Origin of the sequence: Paenibacillus sp. sptzw28 (genome assembly GCF_019550795.1) — a bacterium.
Classification (GTDB): domain Bacteria; phylum Bacillota; class Bacilli; order Paenibacillales; family Paenibacillaceae; genus Paenibacillus_Z.
Map to the genome: position 1 here is coordinate 5,452,588 of NZ_CP080545.1, position 15,300 is coordinate 5,467,887.

The following is a 15,300-nucleotide window of genomic DNA, read 5'->3' on the forward strand; positions in this document are numbered from 1 at the left end:
ACAATACAGCGTAATTGGAGCATCTAACAAGCATGCCAGTCTTATCATGGATAGCTTCCGAAGAGCGACAGGACAATCTCTTCTGGATGAACCGGTCTTTGCCGGCGCACCGTTTAAGCAATTGTTTCATGCTCCCTTCGTGGTGCTATCCCACGGAACAGAGGGTGATCCGATATTGAATTTTGGAAAGGCGGCACTGGAGCTATGGGAAATGAGTTGGGAGGCGTTTACACGCACACCGTCAAGGCTTACTGCGGAACCGCTGGAACGCGAGGAGCGGTCTAATTTTCTAAAAGCCGTAAGCGATAAAGGATTCATTGATGATTACACGGGAATCCGAATTTCCAGTTCTGGCCGGAGATTCCACATCATGAAAGCTACTGTGTGGAATTTGACGGACGAAACAGGAACCATTCGGGGGCAGGCCGCCACGTTTCGTGAGCATCGTTATATTTAACGACTCAAGCCGTTTACCTCCAATATAAGTATGGCCTTGAGCTTAATGAATTGCTCCACTCTGCTGAGCTATAACCGGACACTGTGATAAACCGATACACATTTGTTCCTCTTCACGGATAATATTTCTCTGTTACCTTGCCCAAGAACGAAAAATGGAGCATCTGCACCGCGGCAGTTTGCTCCACTATCGTTCCCCGTTACTTCAACAATCGTCTCTCGTTTATGTCTATTATGGTTGGCTGTCGAATGCTTATACTGTTCTCTTATAGTTTTCTTGCTTTAACTACAAAAGTTACAGGAAGCATCTTTGCTTTTTTTGCAAAATCGCTGTCCCGTGATTGTATAATTTCATCATCAGATTGCTCAATCATTTGTTCAATTACAAATCCCGCTTTTGCCAACGCATTCACATAAGTTGATAGTTTACGATCCGATAATGTTAGCTCACCTTCATCAAGAGATACCGAATACCAAGATTCATCGAAATAACACTTTTTAAAAACAAGCATATTATTCTCTGCAACAACACATTTATGTATAGGGTGAGACCAACTGAAAATAAATACGCCGTCTTTTTTAAGGTAAGAAGCGATCCGCCAAAAAGTACCCTCAAGGTCGGTGGTCCAGCCTATGGCATAAATTGAATAAACAAAGTCAAAATAATCTACTGGTATGCCACATTTTTCTTCCATGGGAGAACAGATTAATTTTGCTGAAAGACCGCACGCCGTCAAATGTTGCCTTGTCTTTTCGATTTGATTTTCTGATATATCCATACCCCATAGTTCGGATGCTTTGCGTTCCCCCAGATATTGCAAAGATTGACCGCTTCCACAGCCTATTTCCAGCATCTTTTTTCCTGAGACGTCGCCAAAAAGTTGGCATTTCTCTTCTGAGACAAATGCTCCATAAAAAGGAAGTGAGGTTGCTCCTAAAACATCATTTCCTTTTGTATCCCAAAATAAGCTGTTTGTTTTATGAACAACATTCTTATCCATGTCGACCGAGATGGCACCAACCTCGCCAGCGCCTATAATGTTTGTTCTATAAACAGAATTTTTGTCCATGCAGACACCCTCTCCAAAATTGTTTCCCTTTAGAATCTGACTCATTTAATCTCATTTTAAGTGATTCGTGTAATTTCTTATCTTCTTCGTTAAGGCGAGATAGTCGTGTCTCACTTATTCTGGATGCATAGGAAGCATCAAAAGGACCGCTACTCACTAATATTAATTTTCTAACCATTTCAGGATATAAGGCAGCAAAAATAAAACTTAGCCAAGCTCCCCATGAATAACCTACTAATTGGACAGACTCGTTACTATGTTCTCTAATGATTGCCTTCAACTCTAAAACCAATTCGGATATTGTTTTCTTATTTTGAAGTGCCTCGACAACACCGGATCTGAGCGATAATTCTCTTGCGAAAGGGGCCAATTCACCAGCAGCCCCAGGTCCTCCATGGACAAGAAACGCTTTAATTGGCTCAATGCCATAAGTTCTAACTTTACGCATTATAAGCCTCCCTAGAGCCTTTTATCCGTAAAAAATTCTATATGGAAACTACAATACCTTTTTTCTCCAAAATCCTAATAAAATAAAAGGCAGCTGCCGCGTGATATGCTCCTTCTGTAGTCAACTCGTTATCCGTTATCGGAACTCATTTCAGAAAATAATCACGTACTTCTAGCCAGTTGTTTACTCTAACATATCCTGTTTCATTAATGTTGTGTGGTGCCGTAAACAATATTCCTTGACCCGCAAATCCTTTGAAATGTCTTACATTATCGTCGATCAGGAAATCAGCACGGATAATACTCTTGTCTCCGCAAAAAACAATATTCATTTCGTTCAGAAAGGAGAAATGTTCCTTTAGCCATTCATACTTTGCAGCGAAAGAGGTTGGAAACTCCATCGCTGCTGTGGTAATGAAAACTTCGTACTGTTCACTTAATTCTTTAATAACTTTTTGGCTGTCTTTCATGACATCTAAATCACGGAAAAATGTAGCGTCGTTTAAGTAATCAATAATCTCTTTCTGTAAATGAGGACGTAAATCCCGAAGACGCGTTCCCACCAAGTCATTTACAGTAAGATTCTCATTGTAATCACGATTAAATAATCGTAAATGTTTCGGGTTAAAATCAGCAATTACTTCATCCATATCAATTGCAATTCTCTTCATTGACTCTTTCCACTCCTTCTATAACTTTTAGGGATATTCAGCTCTAGTAATCGGTTGAATATACAACAAGTTATCTAACCGTTTATCGCAGTAATTAAGAAACAAATCGCTGTGAGAAAAGATATGGTGTCATAACAAGCTTTTCCTTTTTACTCATGCCACGCCAAAGCCTGCTATTCCAAAAAGACCTATCCAATCGATTCGACGGATCCTGAACATTTGGATGATAACCCATAGCGCCGGAACGGCCCCGGATATGGCAAGCGCAGAAGTGTCGGTTGCCACTTTACTGCGCAGCAAGGAATACAATGCCAATGGAAAAAGCCAGTTGTGAAGTATAAGAGAGGTTGGGGGCTTGATCGCCAATTTTGGCCTGATCGATGAGTTGCTTCAATTCCATCTACATTCTCTCCTCTTAATAGCCTGATATATATAAGACCCATTGTTAATGGAAAAGGTGTATCTCTAAACATTCGTTTTATTTAAACCCAGTCCTCTTTCGAAAATAATAAAAATGGTTCCAACGAGAAAACGGCAGCCATTATGCCGGCTGCCGTTTCTTATCACTACCGGGTCGTCAGTTCCGGCCTGCCAATTCCATAAGGCGGGCGACAATAGCTGCAGGAGGAAGCTGGCTTTCGTTCTCCTCCTTGACTTCTTGGGCCGCCCGGGTGAAGCTGGGATCCTCAAGAAGCTGCTTCAGGCTGCTTCGCACCGTCTCCGCATCGGCTTCCTCCGGCAGGTGCGTAAGCCCGATCCCCCGCTGCTTTACCGCGGCAGCGTTCATGTGCTGGTCGGCCCCGTGCGGGAGCACCAGCTGCGGAACGCCTGGGGCTACGGCACTCATCATTGTTCCCGATCCGCCGTGATGCACGATAGCAGAGCATGTCGGTACCAGATCACTTAGAGGAACCCAACCGGTTGCCCGAACATTGGCCGGTAAAGTACCGAGTACGGACGGGTCTGTTCCACCGAGTGCCAGAATAACCTCGGTATCCAGGCTTCCCACCGCCTCTAACACTCCGCTCAACACGCCAACGCCTGCCACTTGAGGGATCACGGTACCCAGTGTGACGCAGATACGAGGCCGCGATCGCGGCTCTAAAAGCCAGTCCGGAAGCTCGCCGCCTCCGTTATATGGAACGTAGCGGACGAACCATGCGTCCGTATGGTCAGGCTGCCGCATACTGGGCGGGCATGTTTCAATCACAGCCGTCGGCCGTACGGGGCCGCCGATCACGCCATTCCGTTCACCGGCTGGACGCACAGCCTCGTAAATAAGATTAATAAAATCGGTTATCTTACCGAATGATAGTATACCAAAGCCATGGACTACGGAAGGAATGGATAGTAGAGAAGCGGCCAGTGGTCCAATGGCATCAAGCGGCGTGTGGACAATTAAATCCGGCTTCCAGGATCTGGCAGTCAGAATGGTGCGGTCAGCCATACGATTGCTGACTTCCGACATCCACTCGGCGGTACGGGCCATATTGTCTCCCGAGAAGGGATCACGGAAATTCTTGAATGCATCCGCGCCCCTACTACCAGTGGCTATTGCCATGATATTGATCCCGGGCGATGCATCCACCGCCGGCAATCCCGCCCGGCCGCTTGCTTTAACAGCCTGATCGGTAGTGACGACGAGTACTTCATGCCCCGCGGCACGCAGTGCCCAAGCAAGAGGGACAACAGGAAGAAAATGCCCCATACCGGGGAAACTGGTGAATAAAACTTTCATTTGAAACAAATCGCCTCCTAATTTTATAATCCTGCCAATGACAAGTAATACGTTCCCTTCCAGAAAGTGGATTTTGGTCCCCCACCTTTATACCCCAAAAACGAAGTAATCTAACATCCAACTATGGACTTTGATGAGCAATTACATCCGAAAAAGGAAATCGGCTTCCCGTATTGAATATCAATTGGCAAATCATAAAAGGATAGAGGGGATTACAACGGATAGAAAGCGCTTTCTCAGCATCAAGACCAAAATGGTCCTGTTGTTCCTGATTGTAATTATACTGCCGATATTCGTCATGTCGTACAGCTCATATCTGTCTACCCAGAAGCTGCTGGTGAGGAAATATACCGACCTTCTGCAGGAAATATCCAGACAGGCAAATTTCCGTATCGATGAATATTTGAACGAGGTGGAGAAAATTTCGATGCTGGCCAGCTACGGCATCAACAGCTACGTCTCCTACTCGGAGCAGGACAATTACCCGATTCAGAATTATTTGAGGGACAGCAATAAAGTAAACGAGAATCAGGCTTATACGTTGTTAATGAACTACATCATGATGAAGGACCGCGCCTTCTCCATCTATATTTACAACTTAAACGGCGGAAGGGATCTGTATATCAGCCCGAACAAGCCGATTAATTACAGCTACAACGCGTCACAAGAACCGTGGTTCGGGGCGTTTCTAGAATCGCCCGATGCCGCGAGCTATTTGCAAACTCACCGGGACCTCCAGGTTAAAAGCGAGAACAACTGGGCCATTTCCAGCATACGCAAAATATTCGATATGAATAACGGCAAACTGCTTGGAGTTATGGTAATCAGCATCGATCTCGATTTCATCGATAAAGTAAACGGCCGTCTGCTGGATTCACGGAGGACAGCGTTTACGATCCTGGATGAGCATCGGAATATCGTATACAACAGCGATTACGGTTCAATCGGCAAGCCTCTGGCCAAGGTATTCCCTGCACGGCTGGACGAGATTTCAGGAAAAGCCGGCGGAGCCGTTTTGCACGTAGGCAATGAGGATTATATCGTTACTTCCATGCCGTTCGAGCATCGCAATTGGCAAACGATTCTCCACATGCCTATGGACGAACTGTCCGTTGAAGGGGACATTCTGCGGCGAAATTTGATCATGATTGCCATTCTGGTGACCCTGTTTGCCGTTGTCAGCTCATTTTATGTAACAACCCGAATTACCCGGCCGATCAAGCTGTTGATGCGCAACATGACCTCGGTGGAAAGAGGGAAATTCGAGAATTTGCAGACCATCCGTTCGAATGATGAAATCGGATTGCTTGCGAGCCGGTTCAACCTGATGTCCCGGGAATTGAAGCGGCTGGTTGAGCGAATTTATATGGAGGAAAAGCAAAAGGCGGAAGCGGAAATACAGGCTTTGCAGGCTCAGATTAATCCCCATTTCCTGTACAATACGCTGGGTTCGGTCAAGTGGATCGCTTCCATGCAGCGGGCGGACAAGATCGTGGAGATGACGGAAGCGTTAATCTCGATGCTTCGTTACGCGACCAAGAAAGTGGGTACACTTGTGACCGTTCGCGATGAGCTGGAGAACATCATGCATTACATAACGATTCAAAAAATCCGCTACTACAACCGGGTGCAGGTTGAATTCGATGTCGATGAAGCTCTGCTGGACAAGAAAATCCTTAAATTGACGATACAGCCTATCGTAGAGAACGCCATATTCCACGGAACATCGGAAAACGAGGATGAAGGCATAATCGGTATCGCCATATACCGTGATAACAGCGATATTGTCATTTCCGTTGCGGATAACGGCGCGGGTATGGATGAAGCGACAATCGAAACGCTGCAGAAAGAGATCTCGAATGCGAACGGCTCGTTTAACGGCATCGGGATCAGCAATGTAAACAGCAGAATCAAGAATCACTTCGGCAGCGCATATGGACTCCATTTCACCAGCGAAACGGGAAAAGGAACAACGTTCTATATTAGAATTCCCGGTACTGAAAACCCGGAACGGCAGGGGGAAATGACACGATGATTAAAGTGCTCATTGTCGATGACGAGCTCCTGATGAGAATCGGATTAAAATCGATGATTCACTGGGAAGAATACGGCTTCACCATTATCGGCGAAGCGTCGAACGGTAAGGAAGCGCTCGATATAGCGGCGTCCAACCCGCCAGACCTGATTATTACGGATATTAAAATGCCGGTGATGGATGGGCTCGAATTGATCCGTACCGCGGCGCAGCTGTCGGATTCGTGCAGGTACGTTATTTTAAGCTGCATGGAGGAATTCCATTATGTGAAAGAAGCATTAAAGCTTGGCGCAGTCGATTATTTGGTCAAGAGCGACTTGAAGCACAATCAGCTGATCGAAATGCTGGACAGGGTCAAACCGATGATTCGGGACGGGAACAGTCTTCGGCGGAATGAAACCATTACTGCCGGCAACTATCAGCAAACCGTCAGCTACCTGAAAGAGCAGACATTCAAGGAGATGATCAGCGGCCTCAAATCCGAGCGGGATTTCATCAAGGAAATGAAGCAGCTGAGCATCCGTCTGCGTCCCGACGGACTTCTGGTGATGCAATTATCCATTGACCGGTTCGAGACGATTCGAAACAAATACATAGAGAAGGATGAGAGGCTGCTGAGGTTTTCCATCGTTAATATCCTCGAAGAAATGATACCGTCCAAGTGGAACAAGGAGATTATTATCGGGAGCTCCAGTGAATATTTGCTTGCCGTTAACCTCGATCCGTCCGAAGTGAAGGCCGGAACGTACAAACAGAGCGCGGACCGGCTCTGCCGCACGCTAATCGGGGCGATGAAGGATTTCATGAATATCTCGGTTACAGTTGGTTTAAGCACGCCGGTATCCGGTTATGCAGGCCTGAAAACGGCTTGCGAGGAAGCCGATTTGGCGGTAAAGCAGCGTTTCTTCCATGGAACCGGAAAGACAATCTGGTTCGACCATATGGCGGCGAAGCCGGTGCGGGACAATCACGATATCCCGTTTAAACGCGAAGATGCGAAGCAGTTCCGCATTGCGCTGGAGAGTCTCAGGCTGGAAGATGGCCTGGGGTTTATTCGCGACCTTCAAATAAGAATTTCAGCGCATGATAATCTATCCGAACAGGCAATCCGTCAAACCTATATCCGGGTGATCGGTCTTATCGGAACGTATCTTCCCGCGGACCGCCCTAATGCGGCAGGCGGTAAAACACCCTATGAACGCATTCTGGAATTGGACACGATGCAGGAACTTCATAATTATGCTGAAAGCCATCTGTCCGACCGTTATAAGGGACAAAATGCCGATCAGCAGCAGCGAAGCTATGTGGAAATGGCGATGGATATCATTATGGAGTACTATGCGGAGGACATTTCGCTTCAAAGCGTCGCGAGCCGGATTAATGTCAATTCATCGTACTTGAGCCGCGTATTCAAGCAGGAAGCGGGAGACAATTTCATCCGGTTTCTAACGAAGGTTCGTATCGACAAAGCGAAATTTTTCCTCGATTCCAGGCATTTGAAGGTGTATGAAGTGGCGGAAAAAGTAGGCTACCTCAATTACACCTATTTCAGCAAAATATTTAAGAAGGTTGTCGGCGTAACTCCGGAGGAATATAGGAATATGTCAAAAAAGTAGCAGAACCGGTAAACAACGTTTATTACGGAAGAACCGCTCCCTCTATACAATTAATAATGAAATACGACTACCGAAGGGGGAAGAGTTGGTGAAGAAGAAATGGTTCATCATTGTTGTCTCACTTACGCTCATGGCCTTGCTTGCAGCTTGTTCCGGCAATAATAAACCTGCGGATCAGGCCGCGGAAGGGAATCAGAAGGTGTCCGGCAGCGAAAGCGGGAAGAAGGCGGAGCAGGTTACACTTCGCTATTCCAGTTATTTGCTCGATACCGCGCAGGCAGGCAAAGCGTATTATGACGCTATTGCCGAGTTTGAAAAGCAGAATCCGGACATCAAGATAGAGACGGATTTCATTCAGAATGCGAACTATACGGCAGGTATCAAAACGCGCCTGCTCGGCGGAGAGAAAATGGACGTTTTCGATACGTGGTCCCCAAGCTTGTTTGCCGAATTTGCGGCGCTCGGCGATCAGGTGTATCTGGATTTGACCGGGGAAGCGTTCCTTAACGAGTTTCTGCCGGCGTCTTTAAAGCCCGTCACGGTAGACGGCAAGGTTCTTGGGGCGCCTGAATTGATGCACAGCGACGGCCTGCTATACAACAAAACGATGTTTGAAGAATACGGCCTCAAGGTTCCGCAAACATGGGACGAATTCATAGCGGTATGCGAAACGCTCAAGGAGAAAGGCATTATTCCGATCGCAATGGACTCGGAATGGTGGGTCCCTCAATTCTTCTGGGGCTCCATCATGTCGAACAACGGCGCCGATGCAGCCTGGACCGCCAAACTGGAAAGCGGCGAAGTAAAGATCGCCGATCCGATTTTTACAGACGCGATCCAGAAGCACAAACTGCTCGTGGATAAAGGGTACATGCCGAAGGACTGGACGGGAATCAAGCACGAACAGGCCAAGGATCTTATCGGTCAAGGCAAAGCCGCAATGATCATTACGGGAACGTGGGATATTGCCAGCATTATGGAGCGGAATCCGAAAAACGACATCGACTTCATGATTGTACCCGGCAGCGGTAAGACGGTACCGAACATTAATGTCGGCACGTACCGGGTGATTAACAATAAGACGGAGCATCCGGAAGAGGCCAAGAAGTTCGTTGCATTCATGAACAGTAAAGCGAACCAGGAGAAGCTGGCTGCCGGAGCCAAGGCAGTACCTTCCGTGAAGGGAGCCGAAATAAGCGATCCCGTAAGCAAGAAAATTGCCGCCGTTGTAACCCGTGACGATGCGACCTTGTACTGGCCGCATACCGTGTCGACCGAATCGCTGCAGGTCAAAATCCTCGAGGGCGTGAACAAGTATTTGGCCGGTCAACTGGACCTTGACAAGACGCTCGCGGAGATTCAGAAAGCGATCGACGACGCCAGGCAAGGGTGATCTGACATGAGAAGGCTTTCCCTGACGTCAGAACGCGACAGAAGAAATATCATTCTGCTGCTGTTTACCTTACCGGCACTTGTTATCTATACCGCTTTTTTTCTACTGCCCATTGTCGGAAATGCGTATCTCAGCCTCTTTGATTGGAATGGCGGCAATACGAAAATGAGGTTTGTCGGGCTGGATAATTTCATCCGGTTATTGACGGACGATAAGGAATTCGCAAGCGCGCTGTGGCACAACGCGGTCTATATGGTTACCGTGGTGCTTATCCAATTGACACTGGCGCTCATCTTTGCCCTGATCCTGGCGAAGAAGCTGTGGGGCGGAAACTTTTTCAAGACGATTTTTCTGCTGCCGGTTGTTCTCTCTAACGTAACGCTTGCACTCGTCTGGTCTTATATGTTTGACCCGATGAACGGATTTCTCAATTCGCTGCTTCAATCGACCGGTCTCTCTTTCTTGACGCGCAATTGGCTTGGCGATCCGGGCACCGCCTTGTTCTCGATCGCGTTCGTGAATTCGTGGCAGTATGTGGGCTACTCTATGGTGATCTTCATCGCAGGGCTGCTGACTATTCCGGAATCGCTCTATGAGGCGGCCGATATTGACGGAGCGAGCCGCTTCCGGAAGTTTATACATGTGACGGTTCCATTGTTAATGCCGGCCATTATGATGAACGTCGTCCTGGCGACCACCGGAAGCCTCAAGGTGTTTGACCTCATCTATATCATTACCCCGCCGGGGGGACCGGTCAGCAGCTCGACGGAAGTGCTGGGAACGCTGATTTATAAAATCGGCTTTACATACGGCGAAATGGGGTACGCCTCCGCCGTCTCCCTCGTGCTGCTCATCGTGATCATGATCGTCGGCTTCGTCCAGATCCGGTTATTTCGCGCCAAGGACATCGGCTATTGAGGGGGACGTGATGAAAGATAAATTATTGCTTTTTCAGTATGCCGCTTTGCTCGTGTTTGCGGTTATGATACTAACGCCGCTCGCGGTTGTATTCTTCGGGGCATTCAAAACGCCCGGCGAATTGTTCAATAATCCTTATTCGATTCCGAAAATGCCGGTGTTTGAAAACTTTTATACCGCTTTTGTGCAGGGGAATATGCTGGTCTATTTTAAAAATACGATCGTCATTTCCGTCCTTTCGCTAGCGGCGGTACTGCTCCTCAGCACGATTACCTCCTATGCGATTACGAGGAACGGCTTCAAATCCGGCGACAGGATTTATCACTATTTCATATTCGGCATTATCGTGCCGGCGCAGGCTGTCATGATTCCATCCTATATGATGATCGCCAAGCTGGGGCTCGTGAATACGATATGGTCCGTAATCCTGATCTATATCGCTTCAACGATGGGTTTCTCGGTCTTTATCTTAAGCGGGTTTTTCCGTACGATTCCAAGAGAACTCGACGAAGCGGCCGTCATTGACGGGTGCAATGAGTTCCAGGCGTTCTGGAAGGTCGTGCTGCCGCTATGCCTGCCTGCCGTCAGTACGGTGCTGATCCTCAACTTATTGTTCATATGGAACGACTTCTATAATCCGCTGCTGTATATCCGCAGCGAAGAGATCAAGACGATCTCCCTGGGACTGTCCAAATATATGGGGCGCTACTTGACCAATTATCCGATCATGTTCGCCGCAGTGGTGATGGCTTCCGTTCCGGTTATTGCAGTATTCGTCATGCTGCAGAAGCAGTTCGTCAGCGGCATTACGGCCGGATCGGTAAAAGGCTGAGTGTTAAGGAGTAAACATAATATTGCAGGGGAGTGTTTCGTAGTGAGACGAAGAAAAACAATATCGCTCTTTCTTTCGATCGCATTAATGATTTCCGTATTCCCTGGTTTCGCATCGACGGCGCACGGAGCGTCCTGGGCCGAGATATCTGTCGACCTGGCGGATCAGTCGCTCGGCGACATCTACCATGGGGCAAGCGCGGCGCTGTATGGCCTCAGCGAGCCGAACGTTCCCGACATCAATACCCTGATTCCGCTCAAGCCGTCGCATATTTCGCAGAAAGCTCCGAACGGCGTGCAGCATCCTTCCGGAGACGGCCTGCGGGTAGCCGACTATTTCTTTGAAGCGGGCGGCGGCTTTATTCAGGTCCTCGTGCAGGATTATTACGGCTTATGGTACTATCCTTCCAGAACAGCCGAGCAATATATTAATGAAGCCGTCATCCCGGTGGCTACGGCCGTGAAGGCTTACAAAGACGCATGGGCGGTCAAAAACCCCGGGCAGGACCCGGATGAGAAGTTTCTCTACATTCCTTACAACGAGCCGGAGCAAGACTCGACCCGGTATCCCAGCATCAACGCAGGAAACCAGACCGGTGCCAACTCGAGGAACGTTTTCAACAATGATTGGCTGAAAGTGTACCGCGCGATTAAATCGATCGACCCAGGCGCCAAAATATCCGGCCCGAACTTAATCGATTACAAATCCAATGTGTTCGCTTCCTTCATTACATTCTGCGTGCAGAACGATTGTTTGCCGGATATCGTTTCCTGGCATTTGCTTGCCAATAAGTCGTACAATAACGCGGCGGGCAATCTGGCTGCCTTCCGCTCTTTGGAAACGGCGCAAATTCCTGTCTACAAGAGCTTGTATCCGGACCGTAAGAGTCCGTTTCCGATTCCGGTCGACATCAATGAATATGCTTCGACGGCGGAAATTGCGCAGGGCGGTTCCCTTGTCCAATATATCGCCCGTTACGACGAGCTGAAGATCCACGGTGCACTTCCCTATTGGAACACGGCGAACTCATACGGCTCGCTGCTGGCCGGGCAGAACGAGCCGAACGGCGCGTGGTGGCTCTATAAGTGGTATGCCGATATGGAAGGCCGGATGGCGAAGGTGAATGTCGTAAAGGCAAGAGACGACTCGGATGCCTACGGACCTGGTTTGTACGGTCTCTCGACGGTGGATGACAAGAAGAAGCAGGTCAATATCATCTTTGGGGGAACCAAAGGACAGGGCCGGGTTGTGTTCAACAACGTAACCGGTCAGGAGAATAGTCCGAGCTTCTTGGCCGGTGCGAGTAAAGTGCATATAACCGTCTGGTATGCCGGCTATACGGGTTTGACGGGTTTCCTGACAGAACCGGCACAAATCATCGACGGCAACTTTGATGTGGTGGACGGCAGCGTGACACTGCCTGTCACGATGGATGATTCTACCGCAGCCTACTATGCCGTCATAACCGGGGCCGTCGATTCGGTGCCGAGCACTGACTGGGTCAAAAGGTACGAAGCGGAGCAGGCGGAAGTAAAAGTTAATGTTCAGAATCCGACGGATGTTTATCCAAGAGTTAATTCAGGCACTTCCTCTTCGGGCGGTCAGCATATCGGCGGAATCGACCATCCGGACAGCTTGGTCAAATTTACGTCGGTTACGGTGCCCAAGGAGGGCAGCTATCGTCTGGACATTGTTGAAGGCAGCGGCTCCACCGCATCTCTTCCGGCGCAGTCCGGCGGAGGAAGCACGGTTCAAAGACAAAACTCCGAGTTTTTCGTCAAGATCGACGATCAGCCGTCCTTCAAAGCCGTACTTCGCGCAGACTACAGCTGGCGGCAGCACGGGATGGTCTCGCAGTACGTGAGCTTAAAAGCGGGCACGCATTCGATCGCGATCAGCAAATACAATCAGGATACCGGTGAGATGGGGCTGGGAGCGGCAACGCTTGACGCCATTGAGCTGACCTATAACGGTTTGGCCGGGCAGCGGCCGAGCTATCGCGTTCAGGCCGAATTTGCCGACTACGATGCTGCGAAAGGACTGAGAAGAGAAAGCCTGCTGCCCGGTTTTGAAGGGGCGGGTTATGTGACCGGGTTTAGCGATTCGTCCTCGAAGCTGACTGACGGCAGTCCGAATACGAATGCCGGTTCCGATGCGAAAACCCGTTTTGTACTAAGCGTCCTCAAGGACGGCATGTACGATGTAACGCTCAAGCTTGCCACGAGCAATACGGGTACGCTGAGCATCGATCATGACCGGAACAACATCATGAATATTCCTCTTAACAATACGAATGGTTGGCGTACATGGAAGGTCAATATGTTCCTGCGAACCGGCATCAACCTGATCGATATCAGATCGACGTCGGACCTGAGCATGGATTATATCGAGGCCCAATATACAGGCAAAGACGCCGTATTTGTGAAAGAAGCCGAGGATGCTGCCGTAGTTGGAGCGCCGGCACAAGCCGATCCGCCGTTAATTCGCGAGGATGCATTCGCCCGCTACGCATCAGGCGGCAAATATGTGAACGGCATCACTTCGTATGACGGACAGGAGAGATCTCTTGAAATTTCCGACGTTAATGTGCCGCGGGCGGGCAAATACAAGATGGTGATCACCTATGCGAACGGCGAATATTCCGGTTCCCACTCCTACAATAACAATGTCGTTGAGCGCTATGCTCAGGTTTCCGTGAACGGCGCCGCACCGCAAACCGTATTCTTTAAAAACACGATTTCCTGGCAGCAGTTCGCCACCGTCACGATCGATGCCGAATTGCAGGAAGGGATGAATACGATCCGGTTCTCGAATAACAACACTTATGACGGCGGCTCAAACCCTTACGGAGGAAGCAATGCATCAGGCACTGCACCGTTCGTGGACACGGTCATGGTACCGCATCAATACACGCCGGCATTTGATAAGTTCGAAATTTATCCGCTGCCTGTACTCGCGGAAGAGAACAGCAAGACGGAGAACACCAATCCAGTCGTTGAGCTAACCGGCAGCGGAAGCGTGAAAGTAAACGAGCCGTTCGACCTGACGCTGAAGCTGGCTAATCTTCCTGTTAACTCGAAAGAGCTGCAGCTGACCTTATCCTACAATTCTGAGCATGTTGAGTATGTGTCGGCTGAGGCTCTGGTGAATGGTATCAAGGTTACGGAAGCGGCTTCGAATGTGCCTGGTGAAGTTACATTAAACCTGAAGAGCACTCCCGAATTCAAGACAGAGGATGTGCTGCAGCTGCACTGGAAAGCAAAAGCGACGGATGCGAAAACAACGGACATCCTCGCAAAGAATGTCCAAGTATTACAAGCGCAGCGGACGCCGCTCTATGATTCTATATTCCCTGTCAGCCTTTATGCGGACGTCGCCCAAATCCATGTAACGGGCAGCGGAGGAGCAAGCGCCATTACCACCAATCGAGGGTCGCTGATGATGTTGGCTCAAGTGCTTCCCGCGAATGCGGATCAAGACGTCACATGGTCTGTCACGAACCTGGGCGGCAGTCCGACCGATTTGGCTGCAATTAGCGCCGGCGGCTTGTTAACACCGACGGGCGGCGGGAAGAACGGTGAAGTGAAGGTAACGGCCGAAGCCAAGGATGGTACCGGCATACGCGGGGAAGCGGTCATTCAGATCAGCAATCAACTGCTGGAAGTAACCGGAGCATTGTTCGGGCTTGGTCCTTCCTGGTCGCCCGGCGGCGAATACGACAAAGCATTCGATGATAAAACGAATACATTCTATGATTATTTCGCGGCGGGCGGCGGTTACACGGGAATCGATCTCGGTGCAGGGAACGAAGCAGTCATTACTCAGATCCGCTTCTACCCTCGGGAATCATTCGCCTCGAGGATGGCCGGAGGTAAATTCCAAGGCTCTAATGAAGGCCCGGGCACCGGATTCGTCGACCTCTATACGATTCCTTCTACACCGCCGGTGGGATGGAACGAGGTGACGATTGCCGATACTACCGCTTACCGCTACCTGCGCTATGTATCACCGAATGGCGGGTACGGCAATGTCGCAGAAGTGGAGTTCTATACAAATCCTTGAGCAGCCTCATTTGACCGGAAATAAGCAGGAAGGGCACCCTCTCTGGTGCCCTTCCTGTTTTA

Annotated in this window: 11 protein-coding genes; 7 read left to right on the forward strand and 4 right to left on the reverse strand. The window is 49.1% G+C overall.

Going from position 1 to position 15,300, the window contains the following annotated elements; all coding sequences use genetic code 11:
• Nucleotides 1–13 precede the first annotated feature (13 nt).
• Complete coding sequence (locus tag KZ483_RS25345) at nucleotides 14–457, forward strand: MEKHLA domain-containing protein (protein ID WP_258881782.1); 444 nt, start codon at nucleotides 14–16, stop codon at nucleotides 455–457.
• A 265-nt stretch (nucleotides 458–722) separates the two neighbouring features.
• Here the strand turns inward: KZ483_RS25345 and KZ483_RS25350 are convergent, their stop codons facing one another.
• From KZ483_RS25350 to KZ483_RS25365, 4 genes are all read right to left on the reverse strand, one after another.
• Nucleotides 723–1,526, reverse strand: coding sequence for a class I SAM-dependent methyltransferase (locus KZ483_RS25350; protein ID WP_220350309.1), 804 nt, complete (start codon nucleotides 1,524–1,526; stop codon nucleotides 723–725).
• On the reverse strand, nucleotides 1,504–1,974 hold the full coding sequence (locus KZ483_RS25355; RefSeq protein WP_220350310.1) for an alpha/beta fold hydrolase: 471 nt from the start codon (nucleotides 1,972–1,974) through the stop codon (nucleotides 1,504–1,506). Before KZ483_RS25355 ends, KZ483_RS25350 begins: the two co-directional genes overlap by 23 nt.
• Nucleotides 1,975–2,119: 145 nt before the next feature.
• Nucleotides 2,120–2,644 carry a 5' nucleotidase, NT5C type gene (locus tag KZ483_RS25360; RefSeq protein ID WP_220350311.1) on the reverse strand — a complete coding sequence of 175 codons (525 nt, stop codon included), beginning with the start codon at nucleotides 2,642–2,644 and terminating at the stop codon, nucleotides 2,120–2,122.
• Nucleotides 2,645–3,221: 577 nt separating this feature from the next.
• Nucleotides 3,222–4,382, reverse strand: a complete 1,161-nt coding sequence (locus KZ483_RS25365) for a nucleotide disphospho-sugar-binding domain-containing protein (RefSeq protein WP_220350312.1) — start codon at nucleotides 4,380–4,382, stop codon at nucleotides 3,222–3,224.
• A 184-nt stretch (nucleotides 4,383–4,566) separates the two neighbouring features.
• On the opposite strand from KZ483_RS25365, the gene KZ483_RS25370 reads away from it, so the two are divergent.
• The 6 genes from KZ483_RS25370 to KZ483_RS25395 all read left to right on the forward strand — a co-directional run bounded on the left by KZ483_RS25370 (nucleotide 4,567) and on the right by KZ483_RS25395 (nucleotide 15,238).
• Nucleotides 4,567–6,417, forward strand: coding sequence for a cache domain-containing sensor histidine kinase (locus KZ483_RS25370; RefSeq protein ID WP_258881419.1), 1,851 nt, complete (start codon nucleotides 4,567–4,569; stop codon nucleotides 6,415–6,417).
• Nucleotides 6,414–8,033 carry a response regulator gene (locus KZ483_RS25375; RefSeq protein WP_220350314.1) on the forward strand — a complete coding sequence of 540 codons (1,620 nt, stop codon included), beginning with the start codon at nucleotides 6,414–6,416 and terminating at the stop codon, nucleotides 8,031–8,033. The genes KZ483_RS25370 and KZ483_RS25375 overlap by 4 nt, the downstream gene beginning before the upstream one ends.
• 88 nt (nucleotides 8,034–8,121) lie before the next feature.
• The gene (locus KZ483_RS25380; protein ID WP_258881420.1) at nucleotides 8,122–9,426 is read left to right on the forward strand and encodes an ABC transporter substrate-binding protein; all 1,305 of its coding nucleotides are present in this window, start codon (nucleotides 8,122–8,124) and stop codon (nucleotides 9,424–9,426) included.
• Nucleotides 9,427–9,432: 6 nt separating this feature from the next.
• Nucleotides 9,433–10,344 carry a carbohydrate ABC transporter permease gene (locus KZ483_RS25385; protein WP_220350315.1) on the forward strand — a complete coding sequence of 304 codons (912 nt, stop codon included), beginning with the start codon at nucleotides 9,433–9,435 and terminating at the stop codon, nucleotides 10,342–10,344.
• Between the two features lie 10 nt (nucleotides 10,345–10,354).
• Nucleotides 10,355–11,176 carry a carbohydrate ABC transporter permease gene (locus KZ483_RS25390; RefSeq protein ID WP_220350316.1) on the forward strand — a complete coding sequence of 274 codons (822 nt, stop codon included), beginning with the start codon at nucleotides 10,355–10,357 and terminating at the stop codon, nucleotides 11,174–11,176.
• A gap of 42 nt (nucleotides 11,177–11,218) precedes the next feature.
• Nucleotides 11,219–15,238, forward strand: a complete 4,020-nt coding sequence (locus tag KZ483_RS25395) for a carbohydrate-binding protein (RefSeq protein ID WP_220350317.1) — start codon at nucleotides 11,219–11,221, stop codon at nucleotides 15,236–15,238.
• Nucleotides 15,239–15,300 lie beyond the last annotated feature (62 nt).

What these genes read in the sequence shown, in the direction of transcription:
- KZ483_RS25350 (WP_220350309.1), bottom strand. Translation starts at nt 1,526, where the DNA reads ATGGACAAAAATTCTGTTTATAGAACAAACATTATAGGCGCTGGCGAG.
- KZ483_RS25360 (WP_220350311.1), bottom strand. Translation starts at nt 2,644, where the DNA reads ATGAAGAGAATTGCAATTGATATGGATGAAGTAATTGCTGATTTTAAC.
- KZ483_RS25355 (WP_220350310.1), bottom strand. Translation starts at nt 1,974, where the DNA reads ATGCGTAAAGTTAGAACTTATGGCATTGAGCCAATTAAAGCGTTTCTT.
- KZ483_RS25385 (WP_220350315.1), top strand. Translation starts at nt 9,433, where the DNA reads ATGAGAAGGCTTTCCCTGACGTCAGAACGCGACAGAAGAAATATCATT.
- KZ483_RS25390 (WP_220350316.1), top strand. Translation starts at nt 10,355, where the DNA reads ATGAAAGATAAATTATTGCTTTTTCAGTATGCCGCTTTGCTCGTGTTT.
- KZ483_RS25375 (WP_220350314.1), top strand. Translation starts at nt 6,414, where the DNA reads ATGATTAAAGTGCTCATTGTCGATGACGAGCTCCTGATGAGAATCGGA.
- KZ483_RS25365 (WP_220350312.1), bottom strand. Translation starts at nt 4,382, where the DNA reads ATGAAAGTTTTATTCACCAGTTTCCCCGGTATGGGGCATTTTCTTCCT.